At 33.2% G+C, this 19,119-nt stretch carries 13 protein-coding genes; all 13 read left to right on the forward strand.

The window, feature by feature from the left end; translation table 11 throughout:
* The first annotated feature begins 253 nt into the window (after positions 1-253).
* The 13 genes from ACZ5CF_RS09455 to ACZ5CF_RS09515 all read left to right on the forward strand — a co-directional run bounded on the left by ACZ5CF_RS09455 (position 254) and on the right by ACZ5CF_RS09515 (position 18,790).
* Entirely contained in the window at positions 254-5,650 is a 5,397-nt protein-coding gene (locus tag ACZ5CF_RS09455) for an AAA domain-containing protein (protein WP_464579082.1), read from the forward strand.
* 313 nt (positions 5,651-5,963) lie between these two features.
* Positions 5,964-7,754 carry a GmrSD restriction endonuclease domain-containing protein gene (locus ACZ5CF_RS09460; RefSeq protein ID WP_464579083.1) on the forward strand — a complete coding sequence of 597 codons (1,791 nt, stop codon included), beginning with the start codon at positions 5,964-5,966 and terminating at the stop codon, positions 7,752-7,754.
* A gap of 679 nt (positions 7,755-8,433) precedes the next feature.
* Positions 8,434-8,634: a hypothetical protein gene (locus ACZ5CF_RS09465; protein ID WP_464579084.1), complete on the forward strand. Its 201-nt coding sequence runs from the start codon at positions 8,434-8,436 to the stop codon at positions 8,632-8,634.
* A gap of 483 nt (positions 8,635-9,117) precedes the next feature.
* Complete coding sequence (locus ACZ5CF_RS09470; protein ID WP_464579086.1) at positions 9,118-10,227, forward strand: serine hydrolase domain-containing protein; 1,110 nt, start codon at positions 9,118-9,120, stop codon at positions 10,225-10,227.
* 185 nt (positions 10,228-10,412) lie between these two features.
* Positions 10,413-11,012, forward strand: a complete 600-nt coding sequence (gene merTP, locus ACZ5CF_RS09475) for a mercuric transport protein MerTP (protein WP_464579088.1) — start codon at positions 10,413-10,415, stop codon at positions 11,010-11,012.
* Complete coding sequence (locus ACZ5CF_RS09480) at positions 11,012-11,218, forward strand: GDCCVxC domain-containing (seleno)protein (RefSeq protein ID WP_464579090.1); 207 nt, start codon at positions 11,012-11,014, stop codon at positions 11,216-11,218. Before merTP ends, ACZ5CF_RS09480 begins: the two co-directional genes overlap by 1 nt.
* A 298-nt stretch (positions 11,219-11,516) precedes the next feature.
* Positions 11,517-12,032: a hypothetical protein gene (locus ACZ5CF_RS09485; protein ID WP_464579091.1), complete on the forward strand. Its 516-nt coding sequence runs from the start codon at positions 11,517-11,519 to the stop codon at positions 12,030-12,032.
* A gap of 165 nt (positions 12,033-12,197) precedes the next feature.
* Positions 12,198-12,824, forward strand: a complete 627-nt coding sequence (locus ACZ5CF_RS09490) for a Crp/Fnr family transcriptional regulator (protein ID WP_464579092.1) — start codon at positions 12,198-12,200, stop codon at positions 12,822-12,824.
* Positions 12,825-12,899: 75 nt separating this feature from the next.
* Positions 12,900-13,109 carry a YgaP family membrane protein gene (locus ACZ5CF_RS09495; protein WP_464579093.1) on the forward strand — a complete coding sequence of 70 codons (210 nt, stop codon included), beginning with the start codon at positions 12,900-12,902 and terminating at the stop codon, positions 13,107-13,109.
* A gap of 223 nt (positions 13,110-13,332) precedes the next feature.
* On the forward strand, positions 13,333-15,717 hold the full coding sequence (locus tag ACZ5CF_RS09500) for an AAA family ATPase (RefSeq protein WP_464579094.1): 2,385 nt from the start codon (positions 13,333-13,335) through the stop codon (positions 15,715-15,717).
* A 1,028-nt stretch (positions 15,718-16,745) separates the two neighbouring features.
* Positions 16,746-17,459, forward strand: coding sequence for a hypothetical protein (locus ACZ5CF_RS09505; protein ID WP_464579095.1), 714 nt, complete (start codon positions 16,746-16,748; stop codon positions 17,457-17,459).
* 12 nt (positions 17,460-17,471) lie between these two features.
* Positions 17,472-17,891: a hypothetical protein gene (locus tag ACZ5CF_RS09510; RefSeq protein ID WP_464579096.1), complete on the forward strand. Its 420-nt coding sequence runs from the start codon at positions 17,472-17,474 to the stop codon at positions 17,889-17,891.
* A 131-nt stretch (positions 17,892-18,022) separates the two neighbouring features.
* The gene (locus tag ACZ5CF_RS09515) at positions 18,023-18,790 is read left to right on the forward strand and encodes a hypothetical protein (RefSeq protein WP_464579097.1); all 768 of its coding nucleotides are present in this window, start codon (positions 18,023-18,025) and stop codon (positions 18,788-18,790) included.
* The last annotated feature ends 329 nt before the right edge of the window (positions 18,791-19,119 follow it).

Here is a 19,119-nt window from a genome sequence, read left to right on the forward strand (position 1 = left end):
ATTGCGGTTTAGTGCTAAGTCAAAAGTCGTTGCGTGTTTGTTATGTCTGATTTTCCTTCGGAAAATACTCGCACACAAATCCACAACTATTCTTATACGAGACCGTTGGGCAACATGCCGAAAAGCCGACCGCACATTCAGGCACATTTGGTTTTGCCGACACACAAAGCCAACGCTGAAAACCAAAAGAGCCTGAATTTTTGCAAACGCTCGATTGGAAATTGATAAATTGACAAAGGAATAATGGAGTAAAATGAAAAAGGACAAATACTTACAAATATTTAATTACCTCAAAGAGTTCTCGAAACTTAGAAGTAACCCTGTCCGTGACATAGATGCTCAAGAAACACAATATCCTGAGAAATTTTGGCTGAACGACATTCCCGAAAATGAGCTTTTTGAAAACATTATCAGAAGCGACTTCAACAAAGACAACGACTATTGGTTAAAAGTAAGAAAACCTAAAGAGCCAACGAAACCAGAATTTGCCCAGCTTACTGAAAACTTAGAAAAATGGATTGACAAACCAACTTTATTAAATGAAGAAGATGAACCCAAATTAAAAGAAGAACTTGAAATCAATGGAGAAACTCTTTCGATTGAAGACTTCCCGGGACTTGAAAAAGAATTACAGCATTACATTGACAAAAAATGGATTGATGACCTGATAGAATATAACGAGAAACTCCAAGCATACAGAATTGAACTTGAGAAGTATGAGAAATTAAACTCTGTCTATAAACAACTATTCAGAATATTCAACAAAACTCAGCAATTTGGAGAAGAGTACGAGTTGGTTGTTGGTGTCGGACTCTTGAACTTCAAGGAGAATGATGAAAGACCTAAGATTTCCAGACATATTTTAACCCAAAGAGTCGATATTAACTTCGAGTACTCTCAAAAGGACTCACAAATTTTTGTTTCACCAAACTTAGAATCTGCGCCCCAAATTGAAACTGATTCCATCCTTGACTTATTTGACCAGTTTGATTCGCAAAACATCATAGATGCCGAAAAAGCTGTAGAAAACTACATTAAAGAGAGAAATATTGAAACAATTTTTAGCAATACAGAGGATGCTCTACAAATGTTTGCGGAAAGGGTTTCTCCTGATGGCAGCTATACCCACTTAATTGAAAAGCCAAATAGAACACCTTCAAAACCAAATATCACTTTTTCCCCAGCTCTTTTACTTAGAAAAAGAGATACTCGAAGTTTTACCGCTCTATATGAGAAGATATTAGAGAATATTGAAAATGGTGAAGATAGTCTTGAAATTCCGACAATAAATGACCTTATAGGCATCCACCCAAATTTTGAAGATGATAATTCTCTATCAGACAACTCAGTTAATAGTTTACAGATTGAGCCAATATTTTTCCCGAAGGAATACAATGACGAACAATTAGAAATCGTTGAAAAAGCCAAAAGAAGCAATAAGGTTCTCGTTCAAGGCCCTCCAGGTACAGGAAAGTCACACACTATTGCCAATTTAATTTGTCACTTGCTCGCAAATGGTAAAAAGGTTTTAATTACCGCCTATACAAAAAGAGCATTGGAAGTTCTAAAAGATAAGCTTCCACCTGAATTTCAGGATTTGGCAGTAAACCTTTTGAGTGGGGATTCATCTTCCATCCAAGACTTACAATCAAGTGTCAATGCCATAAATGATGAGTTGTCAAGAGCCAATCTAACTCAATATCAATCACAAATTGATGAGTTTGAAAATGATTTAAAGAAAACGAAAGAATCAATCGCTGAAACCTCAAACAGTCTTGTCAAGATTAAGGAAAAAGCGACAAGAAAACAGGAGGTTAACGAGAAATACAAAGGAACTCTAACTGAAATTGCTGAGAATCTTGAAAGAGATACGGCATTATTCGAATGGTACGAAGACGATTTCAGCAATATTGAAAATAATGAGTTGCTTTCTCGTCTAACGGAATTCATTCAACTGCATGAAAATTACAAGCAAATTGAAACCGATGAATTTGATTTTGAAATCCCTGACGCCAATAAATTACTTACTGCTAACCAGTTAAAGGAATATTCAAATCTTACTGCCCAGCTTGCCAATGGCTCTTTTCCAAAAGATGCTAAACTAAAAATTTCATGTTCAGATTTTGAGCAACTATTTCAACACCTAAATAACCTTCAAAACTTTTACAACGAAGTAGATAAATTCCAGATTGATTTCACTTCTGCTGTCATAGAATCCTTTTTAAAAGGCAGGAATCAGGAATGGTTGCAAAAAATTAATCAGTCAAAGTCAGTGCTTGAAAAGTTCGAAAAGCATGATTTACGTCAGATTGATAAGGATATTGAAGTCTCTTATCCTCAGGACAAAAGTTTAAAGCAACTTAAAAATGATGCTCAAGTACTTCTAGCACACTTAAATGAAGGCAATCCGTTATCAGGCTTTACTTTTTCAATTAAAAAGCCCTTTCTACCAAGAGAAATTAAAGAGCGACTTTATTTTATTGATTCTGTTCGTGTGAATGGAAGTCCTTGCGATACCATTGAAGAGTATGAAACTGTATTGAAGGATATTTCTTTTCGCCAAGACTTTATTGAGCTATCAGAAATTTGGGAAAAAGAACAGCCAAAAGGAAACTTACTATTCAAGAAGATTTCATTTTTCAATCAAATTCACAATGAAGTGCTACGCTTATCAAAGTTAATAGAAGAAGTAAAAGCAGTGAAATTGGCTATTGAATCCATTAGCAATTTGCAGATAAAACTTTTTGATAATGAAGACCTAAAGACATCTATTCTCAAAGCCGAGTACAGCAAACTAAAAGAGAGCATTTCGGAGTTTGAAGAGCTAATTAAACAATCTACCGCATATCTGAATAATTATGTTCCAAAAGGCTACCATCCAATTAAGAAAGACATAATCGAAGCATACAACAACCTTGACTTCCACGCTTATGAAGAATCACTAAACAGAATTGAAAAGCTAGCTTATGGAAAAGAGTATTTTCTGAATTTCAAAAATTTACGTTCAGAGCTTTATTCTAAAATCCCATCCACAACAAAATTGGTAGAGGACGATTCCTTTTCAGCTAAGGATGTAGAAAATTTAAAACAAGCAATCTATTTCAGAAATGCTCAACATCAACTTGAAAAGCTGATGGATGTGAATTATGAAAATCAACTCATTCAAAACCTATCTGATTTAGAACGGAAAGAAAGAAAACTGACTGCAAAACTCGCTTCAAAAAAAGCTTGGTATAAAGTTGTTGAAGGTCTACAACAAAACCGCTCTTTAAGACAGCATTTAGATGCTTGGGTAATGGCAGTAAAGAAGATTGGTAAGACCGGAAAAGGCAAAAGGGCAATGAAGTTTCGAAAGATTGCTCAACAAGAAATGGAACATTGCAAAGATTCTGTGCCATGTTGGATAATGCCGTTGTACAAGGTTGCTGAAACGATACAGCCAGAACAAGAAATGTATGACTATGTTATTATTGATGAGGCTAGTCAACTCGGTCCTGATGCCATCTTCCTACTCTACATTACAAAGAATATAATAATCGTTGGAGATGACAAGCAGACTTCACCTGAATATGTTGGTGTTAATGCAAATTCAATGACACCTCACATTAAGCGTTATCTAAATGGAATCCCGTTTTCTGATTATTACGGTACAGAGTTCAGCTTTTTCGACCATGCTAAATTTTTCTGTGATGGTGTTACAGTTCTTAGGGAACATTTCAGATGTATGCCTGAAATAATTGAGTTCTCAAATCGTCATTTTTATGCCCCTGATGGAAAAGGGCTTTATCCACTCAAACAATATTCAGAAAATCGTCTTAAACCGTTGGTAGCAGAGTTTTGCGACAATGGCTACACAGAAGGCAGAGGTGCAAGAATTATAAATGAGCCAGAGGCAAATCACATTGCTGAAACAATTGGGAAGTTAGTCGAAGACGAAAACTATAATGGGAAGACAATCGGAGTGATAACCCTTCAAGGAAATCAACAAGCAAGTGTGATTGAAAACCTACTCCTGAAAAGAATTGGAGAAAAGGAATTTCACAAGCGTAAAATTGTTTGTGGGAACTCTTCTTCCTTTCAAGGTGATGAAAGAGATATTATCTTTTTAAGCTTGGTAACAGCTCACAATCACAATAGGTCAGCACTTGTGAAACCAGAAGACGAAAGACGCTTCAATGTTGCTGTAAGTCGAGCCAAAGAGCAGATTTATTTATTCCATTCGGTTCAGTTGGACGATTTGAGTAATACAAATGATTTACGTTACAAACTATTAGACCATTTCAAGAATTATAATTCGTATCAGCCCATTTTCAACACACCAATTGAAAGAAGAATGGGAACGCAACCTGAACCTTTCGACAGTTGGTTTGAAGTTGATGTTTACAATGATATTGTAAGAAGGCAACTGAGCGTCATTCCTCAATACGAAGTAGCAAAAGGACGATACAGAATTGATATGGTGGCTCTGCTTCCTGATGGAACTAAAATAGCAATTGAGTGCGATGGGGATAAGTGGCATGGACCAGAACAGCACCAAAATGACATAATGCGTCAAAAAGTACTTGAAAGATGCGGTTGGCAGTTCTTCCGAGTACGTGGTTATGAGTATTACACCAACAGAGAAAAGGCATTAGAACCCCTCTGGAACATGATCCCCGCTTTTGAAGAAAAGGAATCTGAAACTCTTGGCGATACTGGACATCGAGAATCCACTATCAGAGACAAAAGAGAAGCAAAAACGGACGATTCAGTAGAGTTGAAAACCTCAGATTTTGAAATTGAAACAGATGATGAAGAAACTCTGAGTGAGCATCTGAAAAACATAGATTCAAATCCAAGGTCAAGAGAAATACTTCGGTACTTCAACCTGTTTAAATCAGGCACTTACGTTATGACAAATGACGAGCCTTTGGAAGCCGACTATGTTATACCAATCCAAACAAATCATCGAAAAGGTTTTCTTCTTCAATGCTATAAATCAGGGCATATAAATAAAGTCTATATATCCGTTTTGCTTTCAAGGAGAGTTGGGAAAGAATATAAAAATGGTTTGAATAGAGATGGGGAATTGGTGCATATCGAAGCTGTTGAAACTGAAAAAATTATTGGAATTTACTTCAATGAGAATGGTCGTAGAAAATTCAAAGCTCATTTGACCGAAAACATTTCGACACGGGAGCAGCTTCACTTACAAGGCTACAAAGTGATTTACAATGATTTTGAACGAATAGATTACAATGTCTTGCCTTTAGATATCTACAATGACATCAGTCGATTAGTGTTCCAAAGTTTTACTGCCAATGGAAAACCAATTGATAATAATTATTACGAATCTGAATGGTCTATAATTAAACGGCACTCGAAAAAAGACCAAGAACAAGTAGAAGAACGAGTAGAATCCATTCCAAACTCTCTCTTTGACAATAGAGTCGAACTTAATAGCACAGTTAAAATCAAATTCCTAAGTAATGAAAAGGAATTGAAAGTGAAATTGGTGGACTATCCCACTAATGGTGCTGAAATTATTGATGGAGTGCAAATAGTAAACATTATGAAGCCTTTAGCTGCTTCAATAAAAGGTAGAACAATTGGAGACAGGGTAACAATAGGCGACACAAACAGTGAAGTTGAAATAATTGACATAAAATAACCAATGACTCCAACGCTCAACAGCCACACACATTGCCAAGCCGCTCAAAGCCAACGCACCAGCCAAAGCTTGTCAAAGAGTGTGTCTGAGCCAACGCACGGACAGAAAGGAAAAAAGCACGATTGCCCAACATTGTGTATAAGCAATAGCGGGTTTAGTGCTATTTTGAAATATAAAACTATTAATCAAAGGTAGGTGCTATCTGACAGTTTTGTGAGTTAAATCCGCTACTGCTCATACACGAGACCGTTGGCTGTCATTGTAGAAAAACCGTCACCAAAAGAATAACCACATAAGAAATAGAAAAAATTTAATGCAAAAATATTCAGTAAACCAACATCTAATAGAAACGATTTTGGCTTGGGTAAATTCAGGCGAAATCGCAATCCCAGAAATTCAAAGACCATTTGTTTGGAACAACTCAAAAGTTCGTGATTTAATGGACAGTCTTTATCAAGGCTATCCAGTCGGTTACATTATTGCGTGGCGAAATCCAAATGTAAAACTCAAAGATGGAAGTTTAAGCGAAGGAAAAAAGATGCTTATTGATGGACAACAACGTGTTACAGCTCTTACTGCTGCAATTCTTGGTCAATACGTTATCAATAAAACGTATCAAAGAGTAAAAATAAAAATTGCCTTTAATCCTATTGAAGAACGTTTTGAAGTTCAAAACCCCGCAATTTTAAAAGACAAAACTTGGCTTCACGATATTACAGATGCATTTTCGGGCAAAATTAGTTTGCTAAAATTAGTTCGTGATTATTGTGCATTAAATCCCGAAATTGATGAAGATTTAATTGAAAAATCATTTTCTCAACTCATCGGAATTGTTAAAAAACCAATCGGAATGATTGAATTGACTTCCGATTTGGACATTGAAACGGTTACAGAAATCTTTATTCGTATCAATTCAAAAGGTGTCGTTTTAAGTCAAGCCGATTTTGCAATGAGTAAAATTGCAGCCGATACAGAAAATGGCGGTAACGATTTAAGGAAAGCAATTGATTATTTTTGTCATCTAACCATAGCACCCGACTTTTATAAGCATATTGTAGATAATGACAAGGAATTTGCAAAGTCAAATTACTTTCAAAAAATGCAATGGCTAAAAACTGAAAACGAAGACCTTTACGACCCTGATTATACAGATTTAATTCGTGTTGCGTTCACTTCGCAATTTAACAGAGGACGACTTTCAGATTTGGTTAGCTTACTTTCGGGTAGAAATTTTGAAACAAGAGCTTATGAGGCAGAAATCGCTCAAAAATCTTTTGAAACCCTAAAAATTGGCGTAGAAAATTTCATCAATGAAACCAATTTCAAAAGGTTTTTAATGATAATTAAATCGGCAGGATTTATTTCGCCAAAACTTATTCGCTCTAAAAATGCAATAAATTTTGCGTACATCATTTACTTAAAGTTAAAAGACCTTGGAGTAAATTCAGTTGATATTGAAACTTATGTCAGACGTTGGTTTGTATATTCCATTCTTACAGGAAGATATTCAGGTTCACCTGAAAGTACTTTTGACTTTGACATTAAACAAATTTCAAAGAAGCCTTTCAATGAAATTTTAGAAGAACGCGAAGAAGCGGAACTTTCGGACGCTTATTGGAACGCTTCACTTCCGCAAAGTTTAGACACATCAGTTGCGAGCAGTCCATATTTTCACGTTTTTCTTGCTTCACAAGTTAAAGCGAACGACAAAGGATTTTTATCAAAAGACGTCTTGATTGGCGACCTTATTTCACTTCGTGGAGACATTCATCATCTTTTCCCAAAAGATTATTTAAAGAAAAATGGACTTGATAGAGGAAAATATAACCAAATTGCCAACTATGTTTATATGCAATCGGAAATCAACATAAAAGTTGGAAACAAACCACCGAAAGAATATTTTGACTTGATAAAAACACAAATGATTGATGACAATAAACAAGTAAGCGGAATCTCAACTGAACAAGAACTTTTAGACAATTTAAAACAAAACTGCGTTCCAAAAGAAATTATGGAAATGACAATAGACGATTATCAAGACTTTTTAATGCAACGTAGAAAGTTAATGGCAAATAAAATGAGAGATTATTATTTTGGACTCTAAAAAATAAACAACGAACAGCCAACATTGGCTATAAACAATTGGGGCGAAAGTGATAAAGCCAAAAGTATAAACATAAAAACAAAGGTCGGTGCTAAACCGAAAAGTTAGGGTATAAAACGCCCAACTGTTCATAGCTGAGACCGTTGGCATTCATTGACAAAAAAACTCAAAAATGAATTAAAAATAAAAAATATGATTAAAAGAAACCTAGCATCAATTTTAATAATAATTTCAAGTGTTATGGGAATCTTGACTGTTGATTTCTCTAATGTTTCAGACCCAAAACATTATTGGAATTTAATTTTACCATCGTTTATTATTTTGGCATCATTAATATTAATTTACAATACTGAATCCAAATTCAAAAGAAACTGAATTGAAAAACAAGGTCTTATTGAACATTATATTGACCGAATAAATTCAAATACTAGAAAAGCGAGAACAGAATTAAGTCTAATAAAATAAGTTGGAATAAAAAACGAAATGCCAACAATGGCTATAATTCAGCGTGGCTGACTAACTTTAAATTAAAAACATTCTTATTGGAATTATTTCTCTATTATCTTTTTCGATCTATTCCCAAAATAATAATCCCGAAAAGTTTCAAACAGAAGCAAATGTCTCTAAAATCGAAATAACTATTGAAACCTTTGATGAGTTAAAGAATTTTAACTGGAATATGATTAATGAAGCTTTCGAAGGAAATAATCCAGATCAAGAAATAAGTGTTCGATTCATGTTTGAAAACAATGAACAAACTGATAAATCTGACACAAGAGTTGAAAAATTTAATTTCGCTGTTTCTGGTAAAACCTCTGAATTGAATAAATTAATAGAAAAGCTGAAAAATTCGGTTTCCAAGATATTGGAAATACAATAAAAACTAAAGCCAACAATGGCTATAATTCAACGTTGCTTTTTTTTCTTACAAAATATTTCCTACTTTTAAACAACTGATTTCTTTAGCGGAAAATCTTAATCAGATTTTCCACGTCGAAATCATAGCCGAGAACGTTACCTATAATTCGCAAAAAAATACACGTTGCGTATATCGCTCCGGTTGAATTTCCTCCTATTCTATCTTTTTAATAAGCCGAATAATTCGAGCTCTTTTTGAAACTACTCGGAATTTTTAATTGTTCAAATCCTGCCCAAGCCGAACGGCTAAAGTTCAATTGCCTTTGCTTTCCCGTGTTTTGCGCTTGCAAACAATAGGTAACAATGGCTATAATTCAACGTTGCTTTTTTTCTTACAAAATATTCCCTACTTTTAAACAACTGATTTCTTTAGCGGAAAATCCTAAGCGGATTTTCCACGTCGAAATCATAGCCGAGACCGTTGGCGGTCATTAAAAATAAAAATATGAACTATAAAATTAGTATTGTATTCCTCCTCTTTTTGGGGTGTAAATCAACAATGAAATTTTCAGCTCCGGTAATAGAAAATAATATCTCGGAAACTCAATTGTCAAAAGAACAAATAGAACTAATTAGCAATGCAATTGCCGAATTTCCAAATGAATCTGAAATGTCGATTGCTATAATTAATGATGATAATACTACCTTCTACGGCATAAAAAGACAGAACGACACACTAAAGCTCAAGACTAATTATAAAAGTGTTTTTGAGATAGGTTCTATTACTAAAGTTTTCACAACACAACTTTTATTGAATGCGATTAACGATGGTTTAATAGAAAGTTTAGATGAACCCATTAGCAAATATTCTCCATTTACAATTAAAGGAAACCCAAACATAACATTTAAGCAATTGGCAAACCATACCTCAGGGTTACCTAATAATATTTCAGTAAGTATCTTTAATACAAAGCGTACAAATCCTTATAAAAATTGGGACTATGACAAATTGAAAACATTTCTTAAGGAAGATATCGAGATAAAAAGCACTCCGGGAGAAAGATATGTTTATTCTAATATTGGAATGGCACTACTTGCCAACATAATTTGCCATATCAGGGCAAATAACTATGAAAACATTTTGCAAGAAGAAATATTTACACCCTTGCAAATGACAAACACAACAACGAAAAGAGAAGCAGTTCAAAAATCATTGGTTATAGGATATAATTGGAAAGGAAAACCTACCGATAATTGGAGTTTGGCAGCATTTGAAGGAGCTGGGGCAGTTTTATCAACTTCTGAAGATTTGTCCTTATATCTTAATTGGTGCTTCGCAGCCTTAAAATCGGAGCTTAATATAATGAGCCAACCAACGATAAACATTGAGGATAAATTTACGGTTGCTTTAGGATGGTATATCGTAAAAGGATATACGACTGAACCGTTTTTGTGGCATAGCGGAGGAACTGGAGGCTATAAATCTTCAATGGCTGTTAATCTGTCAAATAATACTGGAATAGTAATATTGACCAATATTGGTGCAACCAATAACCCCAAAAAAGGAATGATTGATAAACTTTGTTATAAATTAATGAATACAATTGAAGAATAACGAACCGCCAACAAAGTGTATATGCCAATTTGGGCTAAACGCCCAAACTGCATATACACGGGACGTTACCCACAAGCTTGACCCGTCCTGAATAAAGGCTACATAATTTTAAACATTATGTATAAAAACGACAAAGTAATCAGACGGTATTCAGAATCCTTTAAACTCAAAATTTTAGAAACGATATGAAAAGTGAAAATAAATTAATTGGTGCAGGTTTGTTAACTGCAATTACAGCTTCCCTGTGTTGTATTACACCCGTTTTTGCTCTAATCGCAGGAACAAGCGGAATTGCTTCTGCATTTTCTTGGATTGAACCTTTTAGACCTTATTTAATCGGACTGACAATTTTAGTTCTTGGTTTTGCTTGGTATCAAAAACTAAAACCTCAAAAAGAAATTGACTGCGAATGCGAGACGGACGAAAAACCAAAATTTATTCAATCAAAAAAATTTTTAGGAATCGTAACTGTATTTGCAATTGTAATGTTGGCTTTTCCATACTATTCAGGAATATTTTACCCAAATACAGAAAAGCAAATAATCGTAGTTGATAAATCGAACATTAAAACAACTGAATTTAAAATTAGTGGAATGACTTGTGCAAGCTGTGAAATACATATAAATCACGAAATAAATAAGCTCGACGGAGTTGTAAACCAAAAAGTGTCTTACGAAAAAGGAAATGCAATTATTGAATTTGATAAAACAAAAACCAACGTAATAGAAATCGAAAAAGCAATTAACTCAACAGGTTATAAAGTAACCAACAAAAAAGAATACTAATGGAAGTTCAATTAAAATCAGAAATCATCTGTCCTAATTGCGGGCATCCAAAAGTAGAAGATATGCCAACAAACGCTTGTCAATTTTTCTACGAATGTGAGAATTGTAAAACGGTTTTGAAACCAAAAGAAGGAGATTGTTGTGTTTATTGCTCATACGGAACAGTTGCTTGTCCACCAATTCAAGAAAATAAAAGTTGTTGTTAAAAAGCCAACGCTAAAAGCCATACACATTTGCAATTCGCACCAACCAACACACAAGCCAAAAATTACAAAAGAGTATGTCTTATCCAACGCTGAAAACCAAGCTGAACGGAATAAAGCCAGTGGGTAACAACGTATATAAAAAATAGCGGTTTAAGTGCTAAATCGAAATGAATTACATAAATTTAAGGTCAGAGTTTACCTGAAAAATTTGTGCTTAAAATCCGCTACTTTTCATATACGAGACCGTTGTAACCAATTTAAAAAAATGCCATTCAATCATACATCTAAATCTTCGAAATTGACAGATAAACAATTTGAATTGATTGGAAAATTACTGCTTGAATTTTCAAATTTGGACTACCTTATTGGAATATTATTGAATCGGTTATTAATCACGCCTGAATATCTTGGCCTTACCTATAACGACCAATTAACAGTTATGAATAAAATAACAGCATTGGAAAATGCAATTGAATTGCATAGGCATCGTTACGACTATAGAATAATTCCTGAACCAATTTTAAATGACTTAACTGAACTGGTTCAAAAAGTCAAAGGAATAAAGACATTAAGGAATAAATTTGCACATAACTTATGGAGTCGTTGGTCTGACGAAAAAATTTTCGGAACTAAACTTACAGGCAAATTAATTAACTATAAAAAACCGAATAGGGACAGTATTACAATTACAAATACTGAATTGAATAAACACTATGAGCAAGCTTATGAATTAGTTGAAAAAGCAAGTGATTTGTTGGACGTAATCCCAAAGTTTGAGGAAAATATTGAATTAATAAAAAAGACAATAAAATAAAAACTGGTTACAACATCGGCTATAGTTCATTACGGCTGAAATTCCTAATCGGAATTTCAAGCCTTTTTGCTAAATTTATGGTTACGGCGGAATGATACTCGCGTACCATTCCGTAACGAAACCATAGCCAATACCGTTGTGTGCAACCTAAGGAAATGACAGAAAATGGAACTTGACAAAAAAAAATTATCTTTTCTTAAACCTGATTTGGCTGAAAAAATACTACAAGAATCCTCCATTAAAGAATTCCCAAAAGGAACTGAAATATTGAGGGAACAGCAGTATGTCAAAGCTTTACCTATTGTTGTTAATGGTCTGATAAAAGTATATTCTAGATTTGAAGAGAAAGAATTGCTACTCTACTACATTGAACCAGCCCAAAGCTGCGTAATGTCTTTTTATGCGGCTTTAAAAAATACACCGAGCAAAGTATTTGCTCAAACAGAACAAGATTCAACAGTTCTTTTGTTACCCGTTTATTTGTTGCCAAATTGGTTAAAAGAATACCCAGACTTCAACGAACTTTTCTATAATCAATTTAATCTGAGATATTCAGAGCTATTGGACACAATAAGCAGCTTATTATTAGATAAAATGGATAAAAGACTATACGACCATTTGAAAAAGAAAACTGAATTAAGTCATAATAATTCTGTTAATATGAGTCATTCCCAAATTGCGAATGAATTAGGAACTGCACGTGAAGTAGTTTCTAGAGTATTAAAAAAGCTTGAAACAGATGGGAAAGTTGAACAAAATTCAGGTATAATAAGAATTATTGACGCGTGGTGACCACAGTCACTGCATAGCTCTAGTCGACTATCTAACTTTGTAAGGTAATCTTTCAATAATTTAAAATTTTCAATTATGACAAAAAATATGGGTTCAGCAGACAGAATTATAAGAGTTATAATCGCTGCAATAGTTGGTATTCTTTATTTCACGGGAACAATATCAGGTACTTTAGGAATCATTTTAATGGTACTTGCAGGAGTATTCGTTTTAACAAGTGTGATTAGCTTTTGTCCACTCTATGCACCATTTGGTATCAAAACTTGTAAAATCAAAGAAAAATAAAAGGCAGCACACAACAATGTGTATAAGCAATAGCGGTTTGGGTGCTAACCTGAACCGCTTTTTCATTTTAAAAAAGTATCTTGTAACCCGCAAGGTAGTTGCATAAAGACCCGCTACTGCTCATACACGAGACCGTTGTGCTTCATACAAGAAAAACTTAAAGAGACAATCCATTCTAATTATTCTATCATGGGATAGCATCGATCAATAGACAAAAAACTATATGATTACAAAGTTTAAATACATTAAAAACCTTGCCGTATTTCAAAATTTTGAATGGGATAAGGCTGTAAAAGAGAAAAATGGAACTATTAAAGAATTCAAAGACATAAATATTATCTATGGGAGAAACTACTCAGGAAAAACAACCCTATCACGAATACTTCGAGCATTGGAAGTAAATGAGATATCAGATAAATATGTTAACCCTGAGTTTGCGGTATCATTTAAAGGAGAACCTGATGTTACACAAGAAAATCTAAGTGGACACTCCAAAAAAATCCGTGTTTTTAATGAAGACTTCATTAGGAAAAATTTAAAATTCATAATTGATCCAGATGCAAGCATTGAACCTTTTGCAATCTTAGGCGGTGACAACAATAAAATTGAAGAAGAAATTAAAAAGTTAGAATCTAAACTGGGTAAAAAAGAAGAGGGCAAAGAAACAGGGTTGTATAAAAGTCTATCTGAAGCAAGCAAAAACTATGAAAATGCTAAACAAACTTATTCAACAGCGAATGATACTCTTAATAATCAATTAAAGTCAAAAGCTACAGGAAAGAAAAATGGCATTAGATACAGCGCAGATAAATTTGGCGATCAGAACTACGACATACGAAAACTAAAGAGTGACATTAAAAAGGTATTAAACGAAGGCTTTAAACCCATCTCCAATGATGAAAAAAAAGAATGGGAGAAACTCCTAGATGAAAAAACTTTAGAACCTATTACACCATTACCCCAAAAGGATCTGAAATTTTCTAAGCTCATTGAAGAATCTAAAGAATTAGTAGCAAAACCAGTTAGCGAAAGTGGAAAAATAGAAGAACTTGTAAAAGATGCTATCCTAAATAAATGGGTCAAGGAAGGCCGAAAACTACATAAGAATAAAAGAGACAAATGTGGGTTTTGTGGAAATGATATTTCAGAAAACAGATGGGCATTACTTGAAAAACATTTTGATGAAGAATCTGAAAAACTTGAAAAATCAATTAATGAGTTGATTGAAAAAATCAATACAGAAAAACAATCTATAAAAGAGTCATTCAAACTGGACAAGAGCCTATTTTACTCTACTTTTCATTCTGAAATAGACGATTTAATTGAATCATTTTCTGAACATTCAAAAGAGTACATAGACTCATTAGATAGTCTTTTAAAACAATTGAAAAGAAGAAAAGATGACTTACTTCACGCTTTTAATCTTGATATTCCAACTGACAATTCAGAGAAAATTCAATCCATTTGGAATGATTATGAAAAGATTCGCATAAAATCAAATGAATTTTCTGATTCAATAAGTGATAAGAAAAAAGAAGCTCAAAATAAGCTACGATTAAGAGAAATTTCGGATTTTATATCAACCATAAATTACACTAATCAAATAGAAAAAATTAAAGAATATGAAAAAAATGAGGAAACAGCCAAAACAAATTTCAAATCAATCAAAGAAGAAATAAAACGAATAGAGGAAGCAATAGAAAGTAAGAAAAGAGAATTAAATGATGAGGAGAAAGGAGCGAAAAAAGTAAATGAATATTTAAATGACTTTTTTGGCCATGGTTCCTTATCTCTACGTGCCATTGAAGATGAATCGGATGAACAAAAACAAATTCGATTTCAAGTGATAAGAGATGAGAAAAAAGCACATCACCTAAGTGAAGGAGAATGCAGCTTACTTGCTTTTTGTTACTTCATGGCAAAACTTGAGGACATTGACACAAAAGGAAGCAAACCTATAATTTGGATTGATGATCCTATTTCCAGTTTAGATGGTAATCATATTTTCTTTGTATACAGTCTTCTTAAGGATGAAATAGTTAACAAAGGATTTTATGAGCAATTATTCATTTCAACCCATAATCTTGATTTTCTTAAATATCTAAAAAGAATAAACTTCAAAGGAAGTGGCAAGCAGTGTAGATATTTTGTCTTAAATAGATTTGACAATCGTTCGGTAATCCAGTCTATGCCCAAATATCTTCAGAATTATTTTACCGAATTTAATTTTCTATTTGAGCAAATCTATAAATGTGCTGACATTGATATTATTGATGATTCAAATTACACTCTTTTCTATAACTTCGGTAATAACGCAAGAAAATTTCTAGAGATATACCTTTATTATAAATACCCTGATGATACAGAGCAAATGGATAAACTTGTAAAGTTCTTTGGAACAGATACGGTTCCAGCAATACTTACTGACAGAATAAACAATGAGTATTCGCACTTAAAAGGTGTCTTTGAAAGAGGATCAACTCCAGTTGAGGTGCCCGAAATGAAGAAGACTGCCAATCTTATTATTGAAAAATTGAAAGCTGACAAGGATCAGTTTAATTCTTTGCTTAAAAGTATAGGAATAGAAACTGAATTAGTTGATGAGTGATTTTTTTGTCAGAAAATGAGAATTTACTAATAAACGATGAAATAGACCTAAAATAGAAAAGCACGAAAGCACAACAATAGCTATAAGTAATTGCTTGTTCTCGCCTACTTCTGAAAATCCGCGAGGATTTTAAGTTTGGTGTGTACTTGCTAAATTTAACGCTAAACCACGCAACTACTCATAGCCGATACCGTTACCTATAATTCGCAAAAAAATACACTTTACGTGTATCGCTCCAGTTGAATTACCTCCTATTCTATCTTTTTTATAAGCCGAATAATTCGAGTTTTTTTGAAACTACTCGGAATTTTTAATTGGTCAAACCTAGCCTAAGCCGAACGGCTAAAGTTCAATTGCTTTTGCTTTCCCAAGTTTTACGCTTGCAAACAATAGGTAACAATGGCTATAATTCAACGTTGCTTTTTTATAAGAAAAATATTCCTACATTTATGAAGGCTGATTTCTTTAGCGGAAAATCCTAAGCGGATTTTCCACGTCGAAATCATAGCCGAGACCGTTACCTATAATTCGCAAAAAATACACTTTGCGTGTATCGCTCCAGTTGAATTACCTCCTATTCTATCTTTTTTACAAGCCGAATAATTCGAGCTTCTTTGAAACTTCACGCAATTTTTAATTGGGTAAATCCTGCCCAAGCCGAACGGCTAAAGTTCAATTGCTTTTGCTTTCCCATGTTTTGCGCTTGCAAACAATAGGTAACAATGGCTATAATTCAACATTGCTTTTTTGGTATGTAAAAAATTCCTACATTTATGAAGACTGATTTCTTAGCGGAAAATCCTAAGCGGATTTTCCACGTCGAAATCATAGCCGAGACCGTTATGCCACATTAAAACAAGCATAGCGGTCAAAAACGGACTGACCATCCAAAATCGGAAATGTGAAAGTTGAAACCGAAATAAAAGAAAAAGTAAACCGAGTTACGAAAATCGAAAGAGTAGAAAAATTATTAATTTGGAAAAGTCATAAAAAAAGTCAAAAAGACTTTTTCCCTAAAAATAAAAATTATGAATATTTTAAACACTTTAAGAAAACCTTATGTAGCAACCTTTCTTGCTACATTGATATTGTTTATGTCTTGTTCTGAAACAGATAATAACTTAGAAGGTATTAATAAGTTCAATTATACAACTTTTGAGACTTTCAAATCAGCGGAGTACAAAGTATCAATACCAGAAAAAATACAATCAGCTGATGATAATATAGAGAAATATGAAAATATAAATCAATTGATTAATGATAAGTTAGGTTCAGATATTTTTATAACTAAACTAGACAAAAGCTACTTAACAAATGCAGTTTATAAGAGCAATGTAGAGTCATTTAGTTACGAATATTTAAGTCAAACAGATTTAGATTTAATAAATAGTCTAAAAGAAGACATTACTAATTTAAGTTTTAACGATGCAATCAACCAATTCGAAAATAACGTGATTGCTCTTAACTTAACCGATAGTGAATTTAATAAGTATAATGCCTACGCTAATGTTTTGAAACTTTTAAAAGAGCAAGAACCGAATATATTTGACAATTATAATCAAAAATATAGTGCAAAAGCAGCTAGTGATTGTGGTGATGCTATTTTAAGTTATTCATTAGCAACTCTTGCTTTAGCAGCTTGCGGAGCCTCTGGTCCAGCAGCTCCATTACTTTGTGGTATTGCAATTGCTAATAAAATTAGAACTTTTAAAAATATGGTTGAAGCTTGTAAGGATAAGTAAAAATTTATAATTATGACAACAGATAAGATTTACAAATTAATTTTAATAGTCGGTATTATAGGTTCTTTTGTTCTTTCATTAGTTTACTTGCTTAAATCATATAGTTCATTACAATTTGATGATAATAATTTTATATTTAATACATCAATATTGTTTTCAAATACAACTTCCTTGGTAATTTTAATTTATTTGATAAGAAGAGTTTATTTGACAAGTAAAAAAACACAAAGTTTATTATTTTCAAAATATATGTTATTTGGTTTACTCATATTTTTAACTCTTCCTTTAGAAATAGTAGTATACAACATATACAAGTACGATATCAAAAATTTTGCCTTTGAAAAATTAACATTATTTTTATTTGGAATTGCTTGTTTAGCTTTAACAATTTATATGATAAAGGGTAAAGATATAGACAGTAACGTGGCATAACACGGTATATAAAAAATAGCAGTTAAGGGATAATCAAATGGTTATCTCTTTTCTGCTATTTACGTTTTAAACTGAAAATTATTGCATATCTACTCTGCTACTTTTCATATACAAGACCGTTGGCACCAATTATGAAAAATTTGATTTTCTTAATATCTATTCTTTTTTGCACCAGTGCGCTCGCTTGTGATTGTGCAATAATCGGACTTGTAGATAGATTTGAGAGGGCAGATTTTGTTGCAACAGCTAAAATTGAAAAAATCACTCCTTATGGTGATAATTACCACAACATAGAAATCAAAATCAGTGAGATTTTCAAAGGCGAGAGAGTTATCAAATTGAGAATCGAAAGCATTCTGAATTCTTCATGTGCATTTTATACTCCAGAGAATTCGAATTGGCTGATATTCGCCTATGAGGATAGTGAAAAAGGACTTGTTTTCGGTTCATGTTCTGGGGCAATTCAACTGGATAGAAAAGTGAACGAAGAAAAATACCCAGGACTCACTAAAAAAATTGAATTAAGCAATGATAGAAAACTAAATGTACTCCGCTACATAAAAGAAAAGGAACTGGACATTAAAAACGACTTTCGCTTGAATTACTCTTTTTTGAACTATTGTCTTGACAATGGAAAAGGATTTAAACTTGAAGAAGGGACTTTTGGACTTTTCAAAATAAGGGTTAGTAAAAAACTAAAAGTCAAAAAAGTCACTCAAATAAAAGGATTGCAAAACAAAGTGCTTAACGGCATTGTAACTCAGTGTTTTAAGGAAAGTTTTGAAATTTACAATAATGACCGATTGAAAATCCCCAAATCTTCTGAAATTATAGTTGGAATTTATTTCTATGGAGCTGAAGGTGAACACCAAAGTTTTGTAACAACACATGACTTATAAATAACTGGTGCCAACATGGGCTATAATTTATAGCTGCAATTCGTTAACTTGAAACTAAGAAACTAACAAAGGCTGGATTTGCCACGGTTGGAAATGCTCCGCATTTCTGCACCGCTACAAATCATAGCCTAGACCGTTACCTATAATTCGCAAAAAATACTCGTTGCGTATATCGCTCCGGTTGAATTCCCTTCTATTCTATCTTTTTAATAAGCCGAATAATTCGAGTTTTTTTGAAACTAATCGAAATTTTTAATTGGTTAGATTCTGCCCAAGCCGAACGGCTAAAGTTCAATTGCTTTTACTTTCCCATGTTTTGCGCTTGCAAA

The sequence above is a fragment of the Lutaonella thermophila genome (assembly GCF_055387725.1).

Coding starts and splice junctions, on each gene's coding strand:
- ACZ5CF_RS09490 (WP_464579092.1), top strand. CDS start 12,198: ATGGAACTTGACAAAAAAAAATTATCTTTTCTTAAACCTGATTTGGCT.
- ACZ5CF_RS09480 (WP_464579090.1), top strand. CDS start 11,012: ATGGAAGTTCAATTAAAATCAGAAATCATCTGTCCTAATTGCGGGCAT.
- merTP (WP_464579088.1), top strand. CDS start 10,413: ATGAAAAGTGAAAATAAATTAATTGGTGCAGGTTTGTTAACTGCAATT.
- ACZ5CF_RS09500 (WP_464579094.1), top strand. CDS start 13,333: ATGATTACAAAGTTTAAATACATTAAAAACCTTGCCGTATTTCAAAAT.
- ACZ5CF_RS09515 (WP_464579097.1), top strand. CDS start 18,023: ATGAAAAATTTGATTTTCTTAATATCTATTCTTTTTTGCACCAGTGCG.
- ACZ5CF_RS09460 (WP_464579083.1), top strand. CDS start 5,964: ATGCAAAAATATTCAGTAAACCAACATCTAATAGAAACGATTTTGGCT.
- ACZ5CF_RS09455 (WP_464579082.1), top strand. CDS start 254: ATGAAAAAGGACAAATACTTACAAATATTTAATTACCTCAAAGAGTTC.
- ACZ5CF_RS09505 (WP_464579095.1), top strand. CDS start 16,746: ATGAATATTTTAAACACTTTAAGAAAACCTTATGTAGCAACCTTTCTT.
- ACZ5CF_RS09510 (WP_464579096.1), top strand. CDS start 17,472: ATGACAACAGATAAGATTTACAAATTAATTTTAATAGTCGGTATTATA.
- ACZ5CF_RS09495 (WP_464579093.1), top strand. CDS start 12,900: ATGACAAAAAATATGGGTTCAGCAGACAGAATTATAAGAGTTATAATC.
- ACZ5CF_RS09470 (WP_464579086.1), top strand. CDS start 9,118: ATGAACTATAAAATTAGTATTGTATTCCTCCTCTTTTTGGGGTGTAAA.
- ACZ5CF_RS09465 (WP_464579084.1), top strand. CDS start 8,434: ATGATTAATGAAGCTTTCGAAGGAAATAATCCAGATCAAGAAATAAGT.